This is a genomic window from Promicromonospora sp. NPDC090134 (assembly GCF_044746965.1).
In the GTDB taxonomy this organism is placed as follows: domain Bacteria; phylum Actinomycetota; class Actinomycetes; order Actinomycetales; family Cellulomonadaceae; genus Promicromonospora.
This window is the reverse complement of the sequence record NZ_JBIVCZ010000004.1, coordinates 395,238-415,717: the sequence shown is the minus strand read 5'-3', so window position 1 is coordinate 415,717 and position 20,480 is coordinate 395,238. Positions and strand designations below refer to the sequence as shown.

General features: G+C 71.9%; 23 protein-coding genes. 15 read left to right on the top strand and 8 right to left on the bottom strand.

Going from position 1 to position 20,480, the window contains the following annotated elements:
• Window positions 1–69: 69 nt before the first annotated feature.
• A complete protein-coding gene (locus ACIPN7_RS14185; RefSeq protein WP_400542963.1) occupies window positions 70–1,128 on the bottom strand; it encodes an aldo/keto reductase in 1,059 nt (352 codons plus the stop codon).
• 72 nt (window positions 1,129–1,200) lie between these two features.
• Here ACIPN7_RS14185 and ACIPN7_RS14180 point away from each other — a divergent pair, with 72 nt between their 5' ends.
• From ACIPN7_RS14180 to ACIPN7_RS14160, 5 genes are all read left to right on the top strand, one after another.
• Window positions 1,201–1,737 (top strand): TetR/AcrR family transcriptional regulator, encoded by a 537-nt coding sequence (locus ACIPN7_RS14180; RefSeq protein ID WP_400542960.1) that lies wholly within the window; start codon window positions 1,201–1,203, stop codon window positions 1,735–1,737.
• Window positions 1,738–1,886: 149 nt separating this feature from the next.
• On the top strand, window positions 1,887–2,447 hold the full coding sequence (locus ACIPN7_RS14175; protein ID WP_400542957.1) for a hypothetical protein: 561 nt from the start codon (window positions 1,887–1,889) through the stop codon (window positions 2,445–2,447).
• 468 nt (window positions 2,448–2,915) lie between these two features.
• Entirely contained in the window at window positions 2,916–3,236 is a 321-nt protein-coding gene (locus ACIPN7_RS14170) for a hypothetical protein (protein ID WP_400542954.1), read from the top strand.
• The gene (locus tag ACIPN7_RS14165) at window positions 3,212–3,859 is read left to right on the top strand and encodes a hypothetical protein (protein ID WP_400543273.1); all 648 of its coding nucleotides are present in this window, start codon (window positions 3,212–3,214) and stop codon (window positions 3,857–3,859) included. Before ACIPN7_RS14170 ends, ACIPN7_RS14165 begins: the two co-directional genes overlap by 25 nt.
• Entirely contained in the window at window positions 3,759–3,986 is a 228-nt protein-coding gene (locus ACIPN7_RS14160; RefSeq protein WP_400542951.1) for a DNA/RNA helicase domain-containing protein, read from the top strand. The genes ACIPN7_RS14165 and ACIPN7_RS14160 overlap by 101 nt, the downstream gene beginning before the upstream one ends.
• 202 nt (window positions 3,987–4,188) lie before the next feature.
• On the opposite strand, the gene ACIPN7_RS14155 is transcribed toward ACIPN7_RS14160, so the two are convergent.
• Window positions 4,189–5,319, bottom strand: coding sequence for a PrsW family glutamic-type intramembrane protease (locus tag ACIPN7_RS14155; protein WP_400542948.1), 1,131 nt, complete (start codon window positions 5,317–5,319; stop codon window positions 4,189–4,191).
• A 231-nt stretch (window positions 5,320–5,550) separates the two neighbouring features.
• Complete coding sequence (locus ACIPN7_RS14150; RefSeq protein WP_400542945.1) at window positions 5,551–6,597, bottom strand: hypothetical protein; 1,047 nt, start codon at window positions 6,595–6,597, stop codon at window positions 5,551–5,553.
• A 238-nt stretch (window positions 6,598–6,835) separates the two neighbouring features.
• On the opposite strand from ACIPN7_RS14150, the gene ACIPN7_RS14145 reads away from it, so the two are divergent.
• The 8 genes from ACIPN7_RS14145 to ACIPN7_RS14110 all read left to right on the top strand — a co-directional run bounded on the left by ACIPN7_RS14145 (window position 6,836) and on the right by ACIPN7_RS14110 (window position 12,401).
• Window positions 6,836–7,147, top strand: coding sequence for a hypothetical protein (locus tag ACIPN7_RS14145; protein WP_400542943.1), 312 nt, complete (start codon window positions 6,836–6,838; stop codon window positions 7,145–7,147).
• A gap of 77 nt (window positions 7,148–7,224) precedes the next feature.
• The gene (locus ACIPN7_RS14140; protein ID WP_400542940.1) at window positions 7,225–7,707 is read left to right on the top strand and encodes a hypothetical protein; all 483 of its coding nucleotides are present in this window, start codon (window positions 7,225–7,227) and stop codon (window positions 7,705–7,707) included.
• A gap of 179 nt (window positions 7,708–7,886) precedes the next feature.
• Window positions 7,887–8,519: a hypothetical protein gene (locus ACIPN7_RS14135; protein ID WP_400542937.1), complete on the top strand. Its 633-nt coding sequence runs from the start codon at window positions 7,887–7,889 to the stop codon at window positions 8,517–8,519.
• Window positions 8,520–8,560: 41 nt separating this feature from the next.
• Complete coding sequence (locus ACIPN7_RS14130) at window positions 8,561–9,091, top strand: NUDIX domain-containing protein (protein ID WP_400542934.1); 531 nt, start codon at window positions 8,561–8,563, stop codon at window positions 9,089–9,091.
• Between the two features lie 121 nt (window positions 9,092–9,212).
• Window positions 9,213–10,181, top strand: a complete 969-nt coding sequence (locus ACIPN7_RS14125; RefSeq protein WP_400542931.1) for a phosphotransferase — start codon at window positions 9,213–9,215, stop codon at window positions 10,179–10,181.
• 36 nt (window positions 10,182–10,217) lie between these two features.
• Entirely contained in the window at window positions 10,218–10,646 is a 429-nt protein-coding gene (locus ACIPN7_RS14120) for a DUF4259 domain-containing protein (RefSeq protein WP_400542928.1), read from the top strand.
• A gap of 69 nt (window positions 10,647–10,715) precedes the next feature.
• Window positions 10,716–11,450, top strand: a complete 735-nt coding sequence (locus ACIPN7_RS14115) for a hypothetical protein (RefSeq protein ID WP_400542925.1) — start codon at window positions 10,716–10,718, stop codon at window positions 11,448–11,450.
• A 168-nt stretch (window positions 11,451–11,618) separates the two neighbouring features.
• Window positions 11,619–12,401, top strand: coding sequence for an SDR family oxidoreductase (locus ACIPN7_RS14110; protein WP_400542922.1), 783 nt, complete (start codon window positions 11,619–11,621; stop codon window positions 12,399–12,401).
• A gap of 10 nt (window positions 12,402–12,411) precedes the next feature.
• Here the strand turns inward: ACIPN7_RS14110 and ACIPN7_RS14105 are convergent, their stop codons facing one another.
• Window positions 12,412–13,224 (bottom strand): NAD-dependent epimerase/dehydratase family protein, encoded by an 813-nt coding sequence (locus ACIPN7_RS14105; RefSeq protein WP_400542920.1) that lies wholly within the window; start codon window positions 13,222–13,224, stop codon window positions 12,412–12,414.
• A 153-nt stretch (window positions 13,225–13,377) separates the two neighbouring features.
• On the opposite strand from ACIPN7_RS14105, the gene ACIPN7_RS14100 reads away from it, so the two are divergent.
• Together ACIPN7_RS14100 and ACIPN7_RS14095 are read left to right on the top strand one after the other, a co-directional pair.
• A complete protein-coding gene (locus tag ACIPN7_RS14100; protein WP_400542917.1) occupies window positions 13,378–13,929 on the top strand; it encodes a hypothetical protein in 552 nt (183 codons plus the stop codon).
• A gap of 180 nt (window positions 13,930–14,109) precedes the next feature.
• Window positions 14,110–17,067: a glycoside hydrolase family 43 protein gene (locus tag ACIPN7_RS14095; protein WP_400542915.1), complete on the top strand. Its 2,958-nt coding sequence runs from the start codon at window positions 14,110–14,112 to the stop codon at window positions 17,065–17,067.
• Window positions 17,068–17,222: 155 nt separating this feature from the next.
• Here the strand turns inward: ACIPN7_RS14095 and ACIPN7_RS14090 are convergent, their stop codons facing one another.
• The 4 genes from ACIPN7_RS14090 to ACIPN7_RS14075 form a co-directional block, all read right to left on the bottom strand.
• On the bottom strand, window positions 17,223–17,531 hold the full coding sequence (locus ACIPN7_RS14090) for a hypothetical protein (protein WP_400542912.1): 309 nt from the start codon (window positions 17,529–17,531) through the stop codon (window positions 17,223–17,225).
• A 148-nt stretch (window positions 17,532–17,679) separates the two neighbouring features.
• Window positions 17,680–18,339 (bottom strand): response regulator, encoded by a 660-nt coding sequence (locus ACIPN7_RS14085; RefSeq protein ID WP_400542909.1) that lies wholly within the window; start codon window positions 18,337–18,339, stop codon window positions 17,680–17,682.
• Window positions 18,336–19,535 (bottom strand): sensor histidine kinase, encoded by a 1,200-nt coding sequence (locus tag ACIPN7_RS14080; protein WP_400542906.1) that lies wholly within the window; start codon window positions 19,533–19,535, stop codon window positions 18,336–18,338. Before ACIPN7_RS14080 ends, ACIPN7_RS14085 begins: the two co-directional genes overlap by 4 nt.
• Window positions 19,532–20,365, bottom strand: coding sequence for a lysostaphin resistance A-like protein (locus ACIPN7_RS14075; protein ID WP_400542903.1), 834 nt, complete (start codon window positions 20,363–20,365; stop codon window positions 19,532–19,534). The genes ACIPN7_RS14080 and ACIPN7_RS14075 overlap by 4 nt, the downstream gene beginning before the upstream one ends.
• Window positions 20,366–20,480: the final 115 nt, after the last annotated feature.

Sequence of the window (20,480 nt, the reverse complement as noted above, 5' to 3'; positions counted from 1 at the left end):
AGGACGGGGCGGGTCGCGTCGTCGGCTCGGGCGTGCGTTGCGGGGGCCAGGCGCCGGGATGTCGGGCCGTCAGACCGGCGGGACGACCGGGCCGTCGAGGAGGGTCCGGTCCCCGTCGGTGCCGTGGGCCAGCGCGCCGGCGGCGTCCTCGTGAGGAGCGCCGAGCTTGATGGCGCTGACCTCGTCCAGCAGCCGGTAGTGGTGCTCGTCGAGGTCGACATCGAGGGCGTCGAGGTATTGCTCCAGGTGGGCCAGGGTGCGTGGCCCGACGACGGGGATCATCGACGTCTGGGTGTGCTCGGCCTGCCGGCGCAGCCAGGCCAGCGCGACCTGGACCGGGCCGGTACCGATCTCGGCGGCCACGGCGAGGACGGCGTCGACCAGCGCGGCGCGCTGCCCGCCGTCCTCCCCAGCCGGGCCGTGCGCCGTGGCCTGTGCGCTGAGCCGTCCCTGCTCGCCACGCCGGTACTTCCCGGTGAGCAGGCCACCAGCCAGCGGCGAGTAGAAGAGGACGCCCAGCCCGTGCGCGCGGGCCATCGGGAGCAGCTCCCGGTCCGCGGAACGTTCGGCCAGGCTGTACTCGGTCTGGATGCCCACCAGCGGCACGTGCCCGGTCAGCTCCGACCGGACGACGGCGCCCGCGACGCGCCACGCCGGGAAGTTCGACAGGGCGCCGTACCGGATCTTTCCCGCCCGGACCAGATCCTCCAGGCCGGCCAGGATCTCCGGCATCGGCGTCACCCCGTCGGGGAAGTGCGGCATGAAGACGTCGACGTAGTCGGTCTTCAGGCGGCGCAGGCTCTCCTCCAGGGACCGGACCATGGTCTTGCGGCTGTTGCCCGTGGTGCCGGGGCGGATCTGGGCGCTCCGGCTCCCGGTGTACTTGGTGATCACCACGTAGTCGTCGCGCTCGTGGCCCAGGAGGTCGCCCAGGACGGTCTCGGCCTCACCGGCCTGGTAGAGGTTCGAGGTGTCGATGGTGGTCCCGCCGGCGGCCACGAACGCCTCGAAGATCGACCTGGACCCCTCGATTCCCGCCGCGGTCGGGGCCGAGCCGAAGGTGGACGTGCCGAGCGCGTACTGCGAGACGCGCAGCCCGCTCTGTCGTCCGAAGGTCTGGTAGCGCACGGAACTCTCCTCATGTGACGGCCTGGGGTATGTTGAGCGAACCTACCACGTAAAACGAACGGTCATTCTTTTATGCCGAAGGTCAGCCCAGCCCACCTCGACGCACGCCGCCAGCAGATCCTCGACGCCGCCCGCGTCCGCTTCGCGACGCACGGCTTCGCACGGACGTCCATGACGGACCTCGTCGAGGCATCCGAGCTGTCCGTCGGTGCGATCTACCGGTACTTCAAGAGCAAGGACGAGATCATCACGGCGATCTGCGTGCAGGCGAGCCTCGGCCTGCCGGCCACGCTGACGCCGGCGTCGATCCTCGACTTCCTCGAACACCTCCGCGCACTCGAGCGCGAGAGCGGCCACGCTCGGCTGGTCGCCCAGATCTACGCCGAGGCTGCTGTCTCTCCGGAGCTCGCGTCGCTTGTTCGCGAGCAGCTCGACGGTCTGCGTAGTGCTGTGGTCGCGCTCCTGCCTGACCACGAGCCCGCGGAGGCGGCGCGAATCGCTGAGGCGTTCGTGGCGATCTGTCACGGGTACGGGCAGCAGCTTGCTGTCCGGGGGGATGTGGCGCCTGAACCTTTTGCTGCTGCGATTGTGGCGGTGATCGGGGTGTGAGCGGTCAGGCCTTTGCGGGTCTGAAGGTTCGTGGTGGGGGCCGTCCTCTTTGTGCGGTGGCGTGGGAGGATCTCGGACGTGTGCGAGGGTGAGGTCGAGATGCACCGGACCGCGGCGTCGCGGCCGATCCCGTGGCGGCGGGGCCGGCGATGAGGTACGTGACCCGCGTGGAAGAGGCGTGCCTCGAGGTGCACGGCGTGACCTGGCTGTCGCCGCGTGACGCAGGCCTGATCAGGGGGTTGGTGCTCGACGTGGGTGTACCGCTCTCGAATTCCATGCCGGTGTTCGCGCTCATGGGATCGGGGCGGCAGCACCTGGCCGAGGGCCGCGTGCCCATCGGCGGGTTCCCGAATCTGGAGCGGGCTCCCACTGTTCGAACCGGGATTTCGATGGGGCCGGTCTCCGTCGAGGTGTCTGAGGTTGGATCGATGCCCGCCCTTGAGGTGTCTGGCTGGGAGGACGTGGCCGAGTTCAGCGTGCTCGTCCGCGACAGGCCTGCCTATCTCGGCGGGTTCAGTCAGGACGATCGGGACGTCCCGCGCATCGGAACGGCGGGTCCGGGCTGGTACCGGCTGCGCGTCCACGCGCGGGGGCGGTCGGTGGCGCCGGACCTGGTGGTGGACGAGCCGACCGAGGAGTACCTGGTCCAGGTGTGGCGGGCGGGGCCTGGGGAGGCGGTGGCGCTTTCCGAGTCGGTTGTCGATTCGTAGGGCTGCCGGCTTTGAGCGGAGGGTGGTTGGTGCTGGTCACCGTGGGTGTCGGCGCGTCGCTACGCTCCGTCTTCGTGAGGCGACGTGACCTGGCTCCGTGGAGCGACATGATCTGCTCATGAACGACGTAGACCTGCTCATGGCGCAGTGCCCGCGGCTTGCCGGGGGAGGGCACCGATGTCGGCGTGTCTGAGCCGCATCAACCAGTCGACTTGGCCGGCATGCCTGTCCTTGCTGGGTTGCTTTCTGCGGCGACCGTCACGCCGGTCCGGCTCGACGGCGTCGATCACGAGCTGTTGGCGTGGGGACCGCTTGCGGAACGTCGCGGCTGGTTGTGCCGACCGCCCGTGCAGGATGGTGACGCGGATGTACCGGAGGCGTTGCGGGCCGTGTGGGCCGCCACGGGTGGGGATCGTCTAGCACTTCGGGGCTGTCTCCGACTCGTGGTGGTGGCTCAACTGCGGCGACGTGCTGACTCGCGAGGCGGCCGGCTGGCCGGTGCGACAGATGCTCGGCGCATACGAGTGGATGTGGGCCGACGAAGGGCTCCGTATCCCGATCGAGGCAGCCGACTATGTGCCGGTCGCCGGAGAGGCGAACGGGAATCTCACCCTCGCGCACCGCCGAACGGGGGAGGTCGTCTGGTTCGCGCCGGACCATGCTGCGTCAGGCGTCACCGTGTTGCAGGGATGCCCCGAGTACTCCCTGTACACCTTCGATGGCGCTCCGGACCTGGCCTTGTGGGTCGAGGCGGGCGCGAGCCAGTGGGCGAGGTCGTGGTGTCGCTGAGTGAGCTGGAGCAGCGGCTCGTGGCGCCGTTCTACCTGCCGATGATGGGTGTCGGGGCCACTGACCTGGAGCCGGAGCTGCTTGACGAGCTGGTGCGGGTGAGCGCGACCGTGACACTTGACGAGGTGCGTCGGCTGCTCGGGTCAGGATGGCGGCCCCTGGTCGTGGGTACGTGGTTGGCGCTGGCGATGCCTGGTGACGAGATCAAGGACGGTGTGGTGACCGCGATGACGTCCTCAGCCGGCGGGCTGACGGCGCCGCCACTCGCCGCGGTGAGTGCCCTGCTCGCCGGGGTCGAGGCGATCAGCGCCATGCAGACCTACGTGGAGTGGATCGGCGACCCGGCACGCAGGGACGGGTCGTATGAGGTCGTTGCTGCTGCGATTACGCACCTCGGCGGCACACGCCGCCTGTCGCTGCGTCGCCTGCTGCTGTTTCTGCCTTCCGAGAGCTGTACCAGCGTGCTGGCGAGCTGCGTTCCGGGCTGCCCGGGGAGGGATGACGCTGCCTTGATCGACGACGATGGCGAACCGGGGTGGGAATGCGGTGATCCTCGGCCCCGACCTTGTGTGGCGGCAGGCTGCCGATGCGGGTCGAGGGGCGTGGGTCGTGCGGCGGGCTGAGGGTCGCGACGGGGAGCTGGCCAAGAAGAGTGTCACCGATGCTCAGTTCGAACGGCTGACTCGGAACACCTACAAGGTTCTGCTCATGCGGGGGGACGGTCGGGGCGCTGATCTATTCGACGGATGAAGAGACGCGGGAGTTTCTTCGGTCGCTTGTGTGTACGACGTCGGGTCAGATGATCAACCTCTGATCGTCGACCGCATCGACATGCGACGAAGCGGCGTTCAGCACGTCCCTCACGGCTTGGACCGTGGATGTCGCGACCGGATGCCTGTGAGGCTCGTTTGCCGCCGCCAACGCGCCGTCCGCCCCAAGCCCGACGGGGACTTTACGACCGCGCTGTTGGTTCCTGACTTGTCGTCCCAGATCTTGCTCGCGCTGCTCTCCTGGCCAGGTGCTTTGGCACCCACCCCCGACTCACCACGCCAACCAGCTGCGGAGGCACCGACTTCCGAGCCCACGCCCGGAACACCACGTACATCACCACCACCAGCACCCACCGCAGCACCACCGCACCAGTACTAGCCGCGGGATCGTCGCAGAACGCCGTCGCCGAGCTGTCGTTGAGCGAGTGCACCACCATTACCAGCGCGATCCCACCGAGCGCGCCCCACGTACCGCGCCCCCCGTACAGGTGCCACAGCCGCCACGCAATCGCCGCAGCGATGCCGGTCCAGAGCCAGTGCAGGGGCGACACCGTGAACACCCGGAAGATCTGCTCCTGCACCACCGCGGCGGGCGTCGCGTCAAGGGTGCCCGTCCCGCAGAAATTGGGTCCGGACGCCGTCTCCGTCGCGTAGGCGTACTGGGTCGTCTCGGTGATCGCGAAGCCAAACCCTGAGGCGAGGCCCACCGCGATGCCGGCGCGCGGGTCGCGGTAACGGCCCGCCACGAAGAGCAGCAGCGGGACCAGGAGCTTGGTCCCCTCCTCGACGACGCCGACCCACGCGGTCGCCGTCACGATCCCGGCGCCGTTGATGATCCAGGAGTTGATGTTCGCCGCGACCAGCAGCACGGCGCCGCTGGTGCCCACGGCCACCGCCAGGACGGTGACCGGGCCTACGACGTCGTCCAGCGCGAGTTGGCGGTTCACGAACCGGTAGAAGGCCCAGCAGACGCCGGCCATGCCGAGGAAGCTCGCCACGCCCATGACGTGGATGTTTCCCGACGACTGGTACACGACCGACCCGGCCGCCAGGACGACGACGGCCGCCACGAGGTACCAGACCCACGTGCCCCAGAACCGTCCGCGGAAGTGCCGACCGCGTGCCGCAGCCGGGCCGCCGTCGGCCACCTCGCCGGTCCAGGCGCGGCTGTCCCAGAACCGCTGCTGGGCCGCATGGGTGCTCGGGTCCGGGTACCAGCCGGCTGCGGGAACGCCGTCCCTGGGTCGGGCGGCGACGAAGGCACCCGCCGTGCCCACCAGGAACAGGATCGCGCCCACCACGACGAGTGTCATGACTGGAGGGAATCAGCACAGGTGCTGAAGCGCCATCGGAAGCATCATCGGCGATGGCGAGGTGGCGGTCCTTTGAGACCGGGAAAGGCAGCACTGTGTTGTTGTCGTCGCCAGCGCTGAGCGGCCCCGTGCGTGTCGGGCGCTCGTCCGTCGAAGCGGCACGCTCAACAAGCCACGCCCGCAGGCCAGCACGAAACCGGTGCCAGAGCGCGGTCCCGGTACTGTCCGGGCTCACGCATCGCCCGAGGCCGCAGGTCGCGGGATATCCCGCCATCGACCCGGCATGAAGCGGCTCAGGTCGGTCTCGCCGGCGACGATCGCGGCCGCCGCGGAGCGGACGACCTCGTCAAGGGCGCGCACCTGTTCCGACCTGTCGGGGATCTCCCAGTAGCCGGGCACCTCCTCGAGCATCGCGTACTCGTCGTCGAGCCGGACGAGGGCGAGCAGTTCTCGGGGCCCCTCGTGCCCGACACGTCGATAGGCCCACACGGTCAATGCTCCGGGGGTTTCCTGACCCCGCAGGATCTGACGGGCATGACGTTCAAGTTCCGCGCGCAGAGCGAGTTCGTTGGTCGGCCGCGGGAGGTGCAGCTCGACGGCGGCCTGCAGGATGAGGCTGTCGACGTCGCCCCAGTCCACCGCGTGATCGAGCCCGGCGAGCTCGCGCAGCCCCGGCGAATCCAATCCGAGGACCAGCGCGTCGGTGGCCGAGCTGACGATGCGATCGCGATCGCGGTCGACGCCGTCAAGCCACAGCCCCCACGCGATCAGCAGGTCGTCGGACATCGCAGCAGCGGCGTCATGGTCGACGGCGACCAACGGCCACCAGTGCCGCTCGGACAACTGGTCGACGTCCCACACGGGATGGAGCCAGACCCCGTCCACGGCGGGAAGAACACCCGACGAAGCGGGACGGTGGACCGTGAAGTGCGCGACCGGGCTCGGCCACTCGTACACGACTCCCTCCGGCACGGTGTTTCGAATGAAACCCACGAGCGTCGTCTCGCACGCCTGCCCAAACACCGCACGGGTGAGGCGGTCCAGCGCGGCGGCCGTGTCGCCGTCGGTCACCGCGGTCGTCGGCAGGTCCACGCCGGGTCGGCCGCCGGTTCGCGGCACGCAGAACAGGCGCCCGCTCTCGTCGTCGACCAGGAGCCGGACCAGACCCACCGGGGTGGGAACGGGGGCATTGGGAGCGGCGAGTACCGCCTCGGCCCGTCCACCGGGCGGAAGCCACGACGCGCCCTCCAGGCTGGTGAGCAGCCGGTCGCCAGTCATCGACGAGGCCGCTCTGTGGCGGGTGCTGCATACGCGTGGATCACGAGGCTCATTGTGCCGGGGCAGGCACAGGGGTTATCGGCGGGTCCGACATGCACGGCCCGCGTGGAAACCAGGAGTGCGCCGAATTCTCGTGCGTCCCCCAACCCCGCCGACCTACAGTTCACACATGGTGAGCAGCGCAGGCGGGTACCGACCCCGCCCACTCAGGCGGGAGTTGTCCTGAGACGAGGTACCCATGGCGTTCCGACGCTTCTACCGCCGCACGTTCCTGAACCGCCGCGGCCACCACGCCGGCGCCTATGCGCTGGCCGACATCACCACCGAACCCGGCTTCACCCCGGACGAGCAGGCCAAGCGCGTCAGCGCACGCCTGACCATCGCTGACTGCGGCCGCGTCGTCACCCTCGACCTCGACGCCGACACCCCGGCCGAGGCACGCAACGCCCTGCACAAGGCCCGCCTGCTGCGCGACATCCTCGACGAGTCCGTCGACGCCCTCGAACGGGCGGTCGACGACGCCGGCCTGTCCGGCGAGCGGAAGGGGTAAGCAAGGCGCCCCCGACGATCGAGCGATCAGGAATCTGCGGCAACAGAAGCGGAAGACGTCCACTACGCTCACGAGCCGTGACCGTCTACCGGATCCGACAGGACCTCGCCCTTCTCCTTGTCCTGCCGATCCCGATCCTCACGGCCGCGATCTCGCTCGTCCTGATCACGACGCAGCGACCGGTCCTTGTTGCGCTGGCCGCCGTATACGTCGTGGTGGCCATGGTGCTTGCGATCCGGATGTACCGGCGGGTACGCCGTCGGACGCTCACGGTCTCGGAATCCGGCCTGACGGTCCAGCGCGACGCGTACAGGGTCGAGGCGCCCTGGTCCGAGGTGGTGGGGATCGACCGCAAGCGTCGCCAGGGCCTTCTTGCTGACGAACTCGTGCTTGCCAACCCCGTCATCACCTTCGTCGATGCGGCGGGCAAGTCGACCCGCGTCCCGAAGGCCGCGACCGGACACCCGGCCCTGCACCGGATCCAGGTCAGCTTCTACGACAAGAACTGGCGCGAGGGGCCGATCGGCGATCGTCTGAGGGCTCTGCTGCAGCCGTCGTAGCACCGTGGTGTTCGACGGAGCTACGGGTTCAGGGCATGCGGGCCCTTCGCTGCCGCGCGTCGGGTGAACAATCGGCCAGACGCGGGACTCGCCAAGTGGCGTGCTGGTCTCTGACCTAGCATCGAAACCATCGGGACCCTGGCAACGGTGGAATCAATAACGCTCGACGAGGAGCGATCATGTCTGATGAGACCAACACGGAAACCGACCCGCTCACCCGGCTGAGAGAGATCACCTCGGTTCGTGCCGACGGCGACGTGCTCGACCGGCTCACAGCGGCCGGACTGGTCGACCTGGGAGACGGCCTTCCCGAGCGCGACGTCCTCTACGAGGCCGAACGCGACGGCACGAATCTGACCGCCACCTTCGTCGTGGAGGAGGACGAGCGCGAAGACACCACCGCCCTCGACGCCACACCGATCGGGCAGCTCAACCCGCGCCAGTCCCGCCGGAGGCTCTCGGCCGGGCGGGTGCTCGGCATGTACGTCCAGGACTGCCTGATCAACACGGAGGCGGAGCCCGCGTACCACCGGCTCCCGAGCTTCTCCTCGCACAACCCGTACCACATCGTCTATCTCTTCAAGTTCCCGCCGAACCAGGCGCGCACCGTCAACGTGACCCTCCAGGTCTACTCGGCGGGCACGGTCCGCATCTCGGGCACGGGCAGCACGGCCGTGCTCACCGTGGGGCAGAGCTCCATCCCGATCACGGTGCCGGTCGGCGTAAGGACGACGAACGAGGGCTTCGCGAGCATCTTCATCCAGCGCAACGGCGAGGTCGGGTTCGACTGGTTCTCCGCCGTCGTCTTCTGAGGCCGGCTTCGGGTAGGCGCAGACGGTCTACGTTCGCCACCATGGCGACCACTCCCGACGAACGACCCCAGGACATCGGCTCGGCTGAGCACACGCACACCATCCCGCGGAAGCGCATGGCGGCGACCGTCCTGTTCACCGATCACACCGGCCGCGTGCTCCTGTGCGAGCCGACGTACAAGCAGGTCTGGGAGGCCCCGGGCGGCGCCGTCGAGCTCGGGGAGTCGCCCCGCGCCGCCGCGGCGCGCGAGGTGCGCGAGGAGCTCGGTCTGGCGATCGACCCGGGGCGCCTCGTCGCCGTCGACCACGTTCCGCCGGTCGGCGGGCGCACGGAGGCCCTGGTCCTCGTGTACGACGGCGGCCGACTGGTCGAGCAGCAGGCCGCGGCCATCCCGCTCGCCGATGACGAGCTGCGGTCCTGGGCGTGGTGCACCGTCGCCGAGGCACACGAGCGGATGCGTCCGCTCGTCGCGCGCCGGATCGCCGCCGCCCTGGACGCGATCACCGACGGCGGCGTGGCCGAGCTGGAGAACGGCCGTCCGGTCGCCGTGCGGCCCGGCGTTCAGGGCTGATCCGACTTCGGCCTGCTGCACCGGCGCCGGCCCGCGCCGTCCGTCGATCGCGGAGACACGAGGTACGCGACGAAGAAATACCGTTGGTGCCGCCCCGACCGCTCCGGCAGGCTGCTCTGGCATGACCCGCGTACGCCCCACCTGGCCCGACCTGCCCGCCGCGATCCGGACGGCGATCGAGGACCGCCTGGGCGCGAAGGTCACCTCCTGGGTCTCGCACGACGGCGGATACTCGCCCGGCCTGGCCAGCGTGCTCACCACCGAGCGCGGCCAGGTCTTCGTCAAGACCGCCAGCCCGGACCAGACCGAGGCCCTGCGGCTGCACCGGAACGAAGCGGTCAAGGCGGCGCGGCTGCCGGCGACACTCCCGTCGCCCGCCTTCCTGTGGTCGCTCGAGGTGCCGGACGACGGCGGCGTCGCCGGCCCGGACGCGCCCACCTGGGCCGTCCTCGCCTTCGAGCCCGTGCACGGGCGCGCGGTACGCACCGACCCCTGGGACCTGGACGACGTCGACCTGCTGGCCCGCCTCGCCCTCGAGATCGGCGAACATCCGGCGCCCGACGGCGGAGTGTTCCTTGACGCCGCCGACAAGCCGCGGCCCGATGCGCAGGCCCTGGCCGACGAGCGCCCGCAGGGGCTGGCGACCTACGACCCCTGGCTCGCCGCGCACGTCGACCTGATCGCGCAGGTCGCTTCCCCGGAGCGGCAGGCGGAGGCCTCCGGTGGCGACCGGCTGGTGCACGCCGACTTCCGCGCGGACAACGTGCTGGTCCTCGGTCCCGACGACCGGCCGCGCGGCGTCGTCGTCGACTGGCCGCACGCGGCGCGCGGCGCGGCGTTCCTCGACCTCGTCGGGATGCTGCCGGCCATGCACGCCCTCGGCGGGCCCGCGCCGCAGGAGGTGCTGGACCGGACGCCGCTCCCGCGCGGGACCGAACCCGAGGCCGTCGCGACACAGGTCGCGGTGCTGACCGCCTACTTCGTATACGGCTCGCTGCAGGAGCCGCCGCCCGGCATCCCGCACCTGCGCCAGTTCCAGCGCGTGCAGGCGGAGGCGTGCATCGCCTGGCTGCGGGAGCTGCTGCCGTAGGTCGGAGTGTCAGTGACTCCGCGTAGGTTCCCGGCCATGGGTACATGGAGCACTGACATCCTGGGCAACGACGCGGCCCTGGACACGCTGGGGGCGCTCGCGGACCGCGACCTCTCCTTCACCGACCTCGCCGACGAGCTGCGGGGCGACTACATCGAGAGCGACTCCGGTGCGGCCGTCCTCGCCCTCATCGAGGTCGCGCTGGCCGCGCGCGGGCTGCGCGAGCTGCCGCACGGCGAGGCGGTGGAGGCGGCCCGGGACGTGCTCGACGACGAGCGCGCCGCCTGGCTGCTGGAGCAGACGGACCGGGTGCTCGGCTCGGGCTCCGAGGTGTACGAGCTCTGGCAGGAGGCGAGCGAGCAGTCGCTCAGCGAATGGCTCGGCAAGGTCGAGGCCTCGATCGAGGACCTGCGGCAGGCCCTGGCAACGACGGCGCCCGCCGGTGCTGTGGGCGCGCAGTCCTAGCCAGGCCCGTCCCGGCACGGTCCGTCCAGGTACTCCCGGAGCCGCTCGGACTCTGCCAGGATTCCCCTCGTGACCAGTTACTTCGCCCGGTACCAGGCCGGGGAGCACGACGACGTGTGGCGCGACCTGCGCGCTCTGGGCCTGACGGCGTTCGACGAGCCGCACCGCGAGGACGCGCAGGCCGTGGCCCGCGAGATGGCCGTGCGGGCGCGCCGGAACGTGGAGACCATCGTCGACCGGCTCCAGGCCGACGGCTTTGTCGCCGCCGACAACGACTTCGAGGCCGCGCCCCGTCCGGCGCACCTCCCGCCGTCGGACGGCGCCGCCGACCTCGCCGACTGGCTGGAGGAGACGTTCGCACCGTTCCCCATGACGGTGTCGGCGTGGATCCGCCAGGTCGGGGACGTCTGGCTCGTCGGCCAGTACCCGCGGTGGCCCGAGAGCGTGCTTGCCGACCCGCTCGTGGTCGAGTTCGAGCACAGCGCCTACGGCGGCGGCGCGCGTGAGTACTTCGAGTCGGAGCTGACCGGCTTCAGCGCGGACGCCGACCCGGACGACGACTACCAGCTCGATTTCGCCCCCGACGCCCTGCACAAGGCCAACATCAGCGGCGACGGTCCATACGGGATCCAGCTGCCCGGTGTCGGCGTGGACGGGCTGGTCGGTCCGACGCTCTGGTTCGTCGACGACCTCAACACCGCCTTCGCCGCCGGTGGCTTCCCCGAGGCCTTGTACGCGGAGGGCTACGCGGATCCGCCCGCTGGGCTGCGCGAGGGCCTCGCCCGGGACCTGCTGCGCCTCTGACCCGCTCCGGAGTGCCACCTCCGGCTCGCGGTTCCAGCTCCGGCCGGCGCGAACACAGAGCCGGACAACAAGCCGATCACCGGCTCCCGGTACACGATGGTTCCCTGGGCGGTCAGCACTGGTCACGCCGCAGCGCCGCGGCAGACCGGCCGGAGGGGAGAGTCGAGGATGACGACGATCGTTGTGCTGGGCGGCACGGGCACCATCGGCACCCAGGTGGTCCGGCTCCTGCGAGAGAGGGGCGACGACGTCCGGGTCGCGTCGCGTGCGAGCGGCGTCGACCTGGTCACGGGGCAGGGTCTGCGCGAGGTGCTGGACGGCGCCTGGGTGGTGGTCGACACCGCCAAGCCCGGCTCGCTGGACCCGGCCCGCATCGACGAGTTCTTTGCCCGGGCGGGGGAGAACGTCACGCGGTTGGAGCGAGAGGCGGGCGTCGGGCACCACGTCATGCTCTCCATCGTCGGGTCGGACCGGGCGCCCGACGTCCCGTTCTACGCGGCCAAGGTGCGCCTGGAGGACGCCGTCCGCGGCGGCGACGCGCACTGCACCATCCTCCACGCGACCCAGTTCTTCGAGTTCGCACCGACCATCGCCCGGGCCTCGACGGCGCCGGAGGGCGGGCCCGCCCGGATCGCCCCGCTGCTGGTGCAGCCCGTCGCCGGGGCGGACGTCGCCGCGGAGCTCGTCCGGCTGGTGAGCGCGCCGCCGGGCATGACCGACCTCGACCTGGCGGGACCCGACCAGTACGAGCTCGACACCTTCGTGCGCGAGGCGCTCTCCCGGCTGGGCGCGGCCCACGCCGTCGTCCGCGACCCAGGCGCGACGTACTTCGGCGGCGTGGTCGACCGCCGCGCGCTCCTGCCCGGGCCCGACGCCCGGATCGCGCCGACGGCGCTGCGGGACTGGCCGGGCGGGGCCGCACGCCCCGCCCGCATGGCCGCCCACGGCTGAGGTCAGCCGGTCACCACTCGCCGCCCAGCGGGTGGGCGTTGTCGGCGAAGATGCCCGCGAGCGCCCCGTCACGCTCCGGCACGGGCGGTGCGACGCCGTCGCGCTCCGTCGCGCGGCGCACCCCGTCGTCCTGCGGGTGGAAGCCGATCGCGTGCCCGGGGCCGAGCGGGAACCAGCCCGGTGCGTTGTCCGAGACGCCCCAGACGATGTGGTGCCCGGGCCGGTCGAGGGCGGCGGCGGCCTCGACCAGCCGGGCGGCGTCGGCGGGGGACAGCCACTCCGCGACCGACCGGCCCTCGCGGACGTCATCGCTGAAGGCGCAGATCCGCGCGCTCACCACCGTCATGCCGAACCGGTCGGCGTAGACGCTGCCGAGGGCCTCGCCGGCCGCCTTGCTCACGCCGTAGAACGTGTCGGGGCGCGGGACGAGCACGTCGGCCGCCCCGGCCTCGTCGGGCGTCGCGTAGCCGACGGCGTGGATGGTGCTCGCGAGCAGCACGCGCGGGACGCCCCCGCGGTGCGCGGCGTCGAGCACCTTCTGGGTGCCGTCGATGTTCACGGCGAGGATCTCGGGCCACGGCCGCTCCCAGGGGTGGGCCGCGAGATGCACCACCAGGTCGGCGCCCCGGACGGCGTCGTCCAGGGTGGCAGGGTCCGTGATGTCGCCCGCGAACCACCGGTCGCGTTCGTCGTGCTCGGCGGGCACCGCCCGGTCCAGCAGGCGCAGCTCCCGGCCCTGGCGGCGCAGAAGGGGCGTGATCGCGCGGCCGATCCGGCCCGCCGCTCCCGTGATCGCGACCACCTGCGGTGCGTCGTTCGACATGCTCGGGCTCCCTCGTCCGGTCGGCGTTCTGACGAGAGGGTAGGGGATCGGAGCGCGCACGACCGCGCCGACCTGCGGTGACACGCGCGAGCGGCGAGCGGGCGGCACGGGGCGGCACGGGGCGGCACGGGGGTGGCACGACAGAATGGCCGCATGAGCACCCCGCGCCGCGTCGCGCACCCGGACCCCGAGACCCGCGCCGCCAACTTCACCCCCGAGGAGCGGGAGGACTTCGCCGAGCGCCTGCGCGAGCGCGTCTACGTCACGTTCGCCTCGCTCGCCGTCATCCTCACGCTGCTGGCCCACGCGCACGGGCTCGGCGCCGGGACCGCGGCGGCGTCGCTGACCATCACCGCCGTCGGCACCGTGGCCGCCGCCTGGCTGGCCGAGCTCATCTCCCACCTCGCCGCGCACGGCGGGTTCCCCGACCGGCACCACCGCGCGGCCATGACCCGCACCAGCGGCGGCGCCCTCCTGACGCTCGTGATCCCGCTGCTCGCCCTCGCCGCCGCCGGCCTCGGCTGGTGGGAGGTCACCACCGCGCTGCGCGTGGGCGTCGGCGTGCTCATCGCCACCCTGGTGCTCATCGCCTGGCTCGGCATCCGCCGCACCCAGCTGCCCTGGCTCGCGCGCATCCTGGCGCTCGGCGTGCTCGCGGCGCTCGCGGTCGGCGTGGTCGGGCTCAAGCTGCTCGCGCACGGCTGACGTCGGGACCGGTGCCCGAGTCGATCACTTTCGGACATCTTGTTGACGTGAACATTTCGCGGGTGCCAGCCTGTTGCGTGGCGGTCCCGCAGGGCCCGCCGGAACGCAGGGTCGCGTTCCACGAGGCCGGCGCCGTCCGTCCTCGCGCGTCCACAGACTTCGAGGATGAAGGAGACGGACATGGGACTTCGCCGCGCTCGGCGCACCAGCCCCTCCGCACCACCCGCTCGCCCGGCAGCAACTCGCCCGGCACCCGTTCGCCCGGCACTCGCCGTCGCGCTGGCCGCGACGCTCGCCCTGCCGGCACTGCCCGCCGTCGGGCACGCGGCCGTGCGCGACGCCGCGCCCGCAGCCGCCGCGCCGGCGTCCGCCCCGGCTGCCGCCGCGCCTGCCGCGACGGACGCCGCCTACACCGCCTACCCGCCCATCCTCGATCCCGGCTCCGGCGCCGCCGACTACTTCACGCCGTCCTGGCTCGATGACGCCGGCAACCACATCCAGGCCCACGGCGGCCAGGTCGTGCCCGTCTCGGCCGAGGCGCTCGGCGTCGACGCCGGGTCCGTCGTCCAGGGCGAGGAGGCCGGGCAGACCGTCTACTACTGGTACGGCGAGGATCGCAGCAGCGGCTACTACGGCAGCCCGGGCGTGCACGCGTACAAGTCGTACGACACGAAGAACTGGACCGACGAGGGCGTCGTCCTGCGTTCGGTGTCCGACGCCGCGGAGCTGGAGTCGGAGTACTTCGACGCCCTCTACGACACGGTCGACGACGCCGGCGAGCCGCGCGCGGACCGGATCGCCGAGGTGAACTACCACCTGAACACCAACGAGGCCGCCGACTACACGACGATCTTCGAGCGCCCCAAGGTGCTGTTCAACGAGCGGACGAACCAGTGGGTGCTGTGGTGGCACTCCGACGGGCAGACCACCGTGGGCGGCAGCATGTACGCGCGCTCGATGGCGGGCGTCGCGGTCTCGGACAGCCCCACCGGGCCATTCCGGATGACGGGCGTGTACCGGATGCCGAACCGGACCAACTACCAGGCGTGTATCTCCGCCGCGGTGCCCGGGCAGGCGCGCGACATGACGGTCTTCCAGGACGACGACGGCACCGCGTACATCGTCTACTCCTCCGAGGAGAACCGGTCCCTCTACATCGCCGAGCTCGACGCCGACTACACGAACGTCACGCACACCACCGACGTCGACATGGCGGACGCCGGGCAGTACTCGGAGGACGGCCGCTTCCCGTACCTGTTCGCGGACGGCACCGCCGCCGCGCCCGTGCGCGGCGAGGACTTCCAGATCGTCAAGGAGTGCGGCGTGCTGGAGGCGCCCGCGTTGTTCCAGCACGGCGGCAGGTACTACACGGTGGCGTCGGGCGCGACGGGCTGGGCGCCGAACCCGCAGACCTACTACACGGCCGACAGCATCCTGGGGCCGTGGATCCGCGGCGTCGAGGCGGGCGACCAGCACGAGAACGTCGCGTACAACGCGATCCCCGAGGGCGGCGACGGGCTGCTGTCGGTCGGCGACACCCGGCGGACCACCTTCGGCTCGCAGTCGACCAACGTGCTCGACCTGGGCGGCGGCCGGTTCGTCTACATGGGGGACCGGTGGAACGCCGGGGCCGCGAACTCGAACTACGTGTGGCTCCCCGTCACGATCGGCGAGAACGGCCGCGCCGAGATGCGCAACCCCGCCACCGAGGACCCGGCGCGCTGGGGCGCCGGCTGGGACGAGAGCTACTGGGACGACAAGGGCACCGGCACGGAGATCTGGCGCGTGACCGAGGACGGCGTGCCCGATCAGGTGGCGCCCGGCGAGGACTTCGGCGCCGTGTTGCCCGACGCCGTCCCGGTCGAGGTCGACGGCGTCACGACGGATGTCGCGGTGACCTGGAGCGCCACGTCGTTCGACGAGCGCGGCACCCAGACCCTCACGGGCACGCTCGCCGCCGGCGACGGCTTCACCGCGGGCCGCACCTTCACGCGCACCGTCGAGGTGCACGAGGACGGCATCACCAACCTCGCGCCCGACGCGTCGGTGACGGCCTCGAGCCGGGCAAACCTCGCGCCGACCGTGGTCGACGGCAACGTCAAGGGCAAGGGCTGGGACGACTGGACGTCGTCGGGCTACCCCCGCAACAGCTGGCTGTCCTTCACTTGGCCGCTTGCGCAGGACCTGACGGAGGTGGTGGTGCACACCTACAAGGACGGTTCGGGCGCGACCTGGCCGTCCACGGTCGCGGCGGAGTACCTCGACACGTCGGGCGCCTGGACGACGACGGACGTCAGCGTCGACCTCGTGCAGGACGCCGCATCGCCCGCTCCGGTCGCGACCCTCGACGTCTCCGGCCTGCCGCGCACGAACGGCCTGCGCCTGCGCCTGACGACGGCGACGAACACGTGGCAGTCGATCTCGGAGGTGCAGGTCTGGGGCGCGGACGACGTGGTCGACCTCTGCCGGGCCGAGGGCACCACCGTCTCGGCGAGCTTCCACCAGACGGAGTGGGAGACCCTGCCGGCGGCCAACGCGTGCGACGGCAACGCCTCGACCTCCTGGTCCACGTGGTCCGGCAGCGCGGGCCGGGACGAGGTGACGTTCACGGTCGAGCCGGCCGAGGCGCGCGCCGTCGACCGGGTCGGTTTCACGACCACCGAGGGCACGATCGCGCACGTGGGCGTGGAGTACCGGGACGCCGCGGGCACCTGGCACCCGACCACGGCCCAGGACGTGGTGCCCGGCGCGACCGGGACGCCGGTGTCGGTCGAGTTCGAGCCGGCCTGGGCGTCGGCGGTGCGCCTGACGTTCGCGACCCCGGGCTCATACCTCAAGATCCCCGCGCTCGGCGTCGGGGCACGCACCACCGCCGTCGTGCCCGAGGTGGCGGCGCGCTGCGTGGGGCGCGACCAGGTGCAGCTGGTGACCACGGTGCGCAACACGGGGGACACGAGGGCGGACGTCGAGATCCGGACGCCGTACGGCACCCGCGTGGTGCGCGACGTCGCGCCGGGCCGCACGGGATCGGCCGCGGTCAGCACGCGGTCCACGGCGCTGGAGGCCGGGACCGTCACCGTCGCGGCGCGGGGCGAGCACGGCCTGACGGCGGGCTACCCGGCCGCCGACTGCGCGTAGCGGTCAGCCTCCTTCTCTCTGAGGCCCGGGTTTCTTCGCTTTCGGACGGTCGAAAGCGAAGAAACCCGGGCCTCAAAGGTGAGGGCGGTCGCTGGACAGGACGCCGGCCGGCGTCCGGGGATCGCCCCCAGGCACCGGCCGGTCGTGCGCCGACGTCAGCCCTCGAAGTCGACGTTGCCGCGGCAGGCCTGGCCAGGACTGGGCACGGCGTCCTTGAGGCCGTGGCTCACGTACTTGCCGTAGCTCTGGACCCGTCCGTCGGTGACGAAGTCGTCGTCGAACTCCGGCGGCTGGTTCTCCTCGGCGTCGGGCAGGTCCCGGCCCGAGAACGCGCACGCCGAGCTGGCGTTGTGCGCGCCCGGGATCGGGTCGCCGTTGCCGTTGGTCTCGCCGGCCATGGCCGACATCGCGCCGCCGAGGGTCAGCCCCGCCGTGACGACGCACGTCAGGAAGACGCGCTTCATGCTCACCACCTCCTTGTGGCGAAGGGCGTCCGGGTAGGTCGGGCGAACCCGATCCGCCCTCCGGAATCTCCAACGTACGTCCGGGCCGCGGACGGGACCGCTCGGCACCGAGAGATCACCCGGACCCGCGGACTTCGGCCCCCGCCGGTCAGGTCACCAGGCCCGTGCGGTACGCGTAGACGACGGCCTGCACGCGGTCGCGCAGGTTGAGCTTGGCCAGCAGCCGCGACACGTAGGTCTTGACGGTCTCCTGGCTGATCACCAGCGTCGCGGCGATCTCGCTGTTGGACCGGCCGTCGGCGATGAGGCGCAGCACCTCCAGCTCGCGCGGCGTCAGGGTCGTGTCGGCGGGGGCGTTCCCGGCGGGCCGGATCCGGGCCGCGTACCGGCCCACGAGCTGCCGGGTCACCTCGGGCGCCAGCAGCGCGGCGCCGCTCGCGACCGTGCGGATGCCCTGCAGGAGCTGGCCCGCCGGGGCGTCCTTGAGCAGAAATCCGCTGGCCCCCGCGCGCAGCGCCTCGTACACGTACTCGTCGAGGTTGAACGTGGTCACCACGAGCACCTTCACGGGGCGTTCGACGCCGGCGCCGGCGAGCAGGCGGGTCGCCTCGATCCCGTCGAGCACCGGCATCCGCACGTCCATCACCACGACGTCCGGCTCCAGGCCGCGGGCGAGGTCGACGGCGGCGCGTCCGTCCGCGCACTCGCCCACCACCGTCAGGTCGGGCTGGGCGTCGATGATCGTCGCGAAGCCGGTGCGGATCAGGGCCTGGTCGTCGCACACCAGGACGCGGACGGGCGGGTTCACGGCCGACTCCCCGCCACAGAGTAGGTGCGGGGCACGCGTGCCCGGACGACGAAACCGCCGTCGTCCAGCCGCTGCGTGCCGAACTCGCCGCCCAGGGTCTCGACGCGCTCGCGGAGCCCGGCCAGGCCCCGGCCGCTGCCGCCGGGGACGGCGGGCGGGCGCGCCGCCCCCGGGGACCCGCCGGATCCCGCACCGCGCCCCGCTGTGCTGACCTCCACGACGATCTCCCTCTCCGTGTGCCGCACGACGACCGTCGTCGGCGCGCCGTGCGCGTGCTTGAGCGCGTTGGTCAGGGCCTCCTGCACCACGCGGTAGGCGGTCAGCCCGGCGCTGTCCGCCGATCCGGCCGGCTCGCCGTCCTCCACCAGATCGACGGGCTGCCCGGCCCGGCGCGTCTGCTCCACGAGGGTGCGCACCTCGCCGGCGGACGGCGTCCGGGCGGCGCCGTCGTGTCCCGGGTCGAGCAGGTCGAGCAGGTGCCGCAGGTCGGCGATGGCGCGGCGGCCGGTGTCGGTGACGGCGTCCAGACTCTGCTCCAGGCGGTCGGGCGCCGCCGTCAGATACTTCGCCGCCTCGGTCTGCACCACCATCGCGGTCACGTGGTGCGTCACGACGTCGTGCAGCTCGCGGGCGATGCGGGTGCGCTCCGCGGTCAGGGTGTCCTGCGCGACCCGGCGTCGGCGCTCGGCCTCGGCCGCCCGCGTGGAGCGCAGCCACGTGCCGATGCCCCACGCGAGGGCCATCGCCAGGTAGAACGTCACGAACTCGTCCACGCGCTCGGCCCCGGTCAGCCGGTCGAGCGCGATCGCGAGCGCCACGTAACCGACGGTCAGGACGGCGGCGACCGCGCGCCGTCGTCGGCCCAGGTGGGCGCCCGTGCTGACGAGCGCGATGCCCAGGGCGTTGCCCGCGAACGAGTGGTAGCCGAACACCTGGCCGGCGGCGAAGCCGGCCGCGACGAGCAGCATGCTGAGAGCCGGCCACCGCCGTCGGACGGCGAGGGGGAGGCACTCGAGGGCGATGACCAGCACCGCCCACCCGTCCAGGGGCCGGGCGGGCAGCTCGCCCACCTGGGTGCCGTAGTCGCGCAGCGCGGGCAGGAACGCCGCGCCGGCGAGCCCGAGGGCGAGCGGCAGGTCCCGGACGGTGACGTCGAACCGTCGCCACCGGTCCCGGACCTGCCTCAGCTCGATCACCGGGGGAGCCTAGCGGCCACCTCGGTGCGGGCGGCGCGGCGGACCGGCACGATGCGGCCGCGCCGGTGGGCGACCACGAGGAAGACGGCGGCGGTGACCGCGCAGAACACCACGGAGTAGAGGCTGCCCTCGGGGCCGAAGGCGCCGCCGGTGACCAGCACGTGGCCCTGCGTGGTGGCGTCGAGCAGGCCCTGCGGGGTGTCGTTGCCGGAGACCTCTGTGCTGAAGATCGCGCTGCCGGCGATGTTCCAGCCCAGGTGCAGGCCGATGGGCACCCAGAGCTTGCGGGTGGCCACGTACGCGGCGGTGAGCATGCCGCCGGCCTCGATGGCGATGGCGATGGCACCCCACAGGGTGGCGTTCTGGTTGAGCAGGTGCGCCAGGCCGAACAGCAGGCCGGTGATCGTCAGCGCGATCCAGGTGCCGGTCCAGCCCTCGACGATCCGGAACAGGACGCCGCGCCACATGAGCTCCTCGGTCACGGCCGCGGCGGCCATGAACCCGACCAGCCCCAGGGCGCCGAGCGGCGAGCCGAGGCCGTGCACGGTGTAGCTGCCGAGGAACGCAAGGTTGACGATGACCAGGCCGAACAGCCCGAGGCCGAGCAGCGTGCCCCAGGTCAGCGCGGGCGCCGCACCCTTGAGCTCCACCTCGATGACGGGACGGCGCTCGGTCAGCCGCACCACCCACGTGTAGACGACGACGCCGACCACGGCCGTGGCGAGGCCGATGGCGAGGGTCAGCCAGGGGTTGTCCTGGACCGCCACGAGGCCTTGGCCGCCGAGGAACGAGACCGCCACGATCGCGATGAGCTGCCACACCAGACGCACGATGACTCCTTGGGAAGGGGCCGCGGCCGGGTGCCGCGGGGTACCCCGAACGCTATGAATTCCCAGGTCAGCAGTCGTCACCGCGGGGTGGACACTCGCGGGTAGCTCGCACGGG

What these genes read in the sequence shown, in the direction of transcription:
- ACIPN7_RS14135 (WP_400542937.1), top strand. Translation starts at nt 7,887, where the DNA reads ATGTCTGATGAGACCAACACGGAAACCGACCCGCTCACCCGGCTGAGA.
- ACIPN7_RS14150 (WP_400542945.1), bottom strand. Translation starts at nt 6,597, where the DNA reads ATGACTGGCGACCGGCTGCTCACCAGCCTGGAGGGCGCGTCGTGGCTT.
- ACIPN7_RS14090 (WP_400542912.1), bottom strand. Translation starts at nt 17,531, where the DNA reads ATGAAGCGCGTCTTCCTGACGTGCGTCGTCACGGCGGGGCTGACCCTC.
- ACIPN7_RS14155 (WP_400542948.1), bottom strand. Translation starts at nt 5,319, where the DNA reads ATGACACTCGTCGTGGTGGGCGCGATCCTGTTCCTGGTGGGCACGGCG.
- ACIPN7_RS14145 (WP_400542943.1), top strand. Translation starts at nt 6,836, where the DNA reads ATGGCGTTCCGACGCTTCTACCGCCGCACGTTCCTGAACCGCCGCGGC.
- ACIPN7_RS14130 (WP_400542934.1), top strand. Translation starts at nt 8,561, where the DNA reads ATGGCGACCACTCCCGACGAACGACCCCAGGACATCGGCTCGGCTGAG.
- ACIPN7_RS14105 (WP_400542920.1), bottom strand. Translation starts at nt 13,224, where the DNA reads ATGTCGAACGACGCACCGCAGGTGGTCGCGATCACGGGAGCGGCGGGC.
- ACIPN7_RS14180 (WP_400542960.1), top strand. Translation starts at nt 1,201, where the DNA reads ATGCCGAAGGTCAGCCCAGCCCACCTCGACGCACGCCGCCAGCAGATC.
- ACIPN7_RS14125 (WP_400542931.1), top strand. Translation starts at nt 9,213, where the DNA reads ATGACCCGCGTACGCCCCACCTGGCCCGACCTGCCCGCCGCGATCCGG.
- ACIPN7_RS14160 (WP_400542951.1), top strand. Translation starts at nt 3,759, where the DNA reads ATGGCGAACCGGGGTGGGAATGCGGTGATCCTCGGCCCCGACCTTGTG.
- ACIPN7_RS14120 (WP_400542928.1), top strand. Translation starts at nt 10,218, where the DNA reads ATGGGTACATGGAGCACTGACATCCTGGGCAACGACGCGGCCCTGGAC.
- ACIPN7_RS14100 (WP_400542917.1), top strand. Translation starts at nt 13,378, where the DNA reads ATGAGCACCCCGCGCCGCGTCGCGCACCCGGACCCCGAGACCCGCGCC.
- ACIPN7_RS14095 (WP_400542915.1), top strand. Translation starts at nt 14,110, where the DNA reads ATGGGACTTCGCCGCGCTCGGCGCACCAGCCCCTCCGCACCACCCGCT.
- ACIPN7_RS14110 (WP_400542922.1), top strand. Translation starts at nt 11,619, where the DNA reads ATGACGACGATCGTTGTGCTGGGCGGCACGGGCACCATCGGCACCCAG.
- ACIPN7_RS14175 (WP_400542957.1), top strand. Translation starts at nt 1,887, where the DNA reads ATGAGGTACGTGACCCGCGTGGAAGAGGCGTGCCTCGAGGTGCACGGC.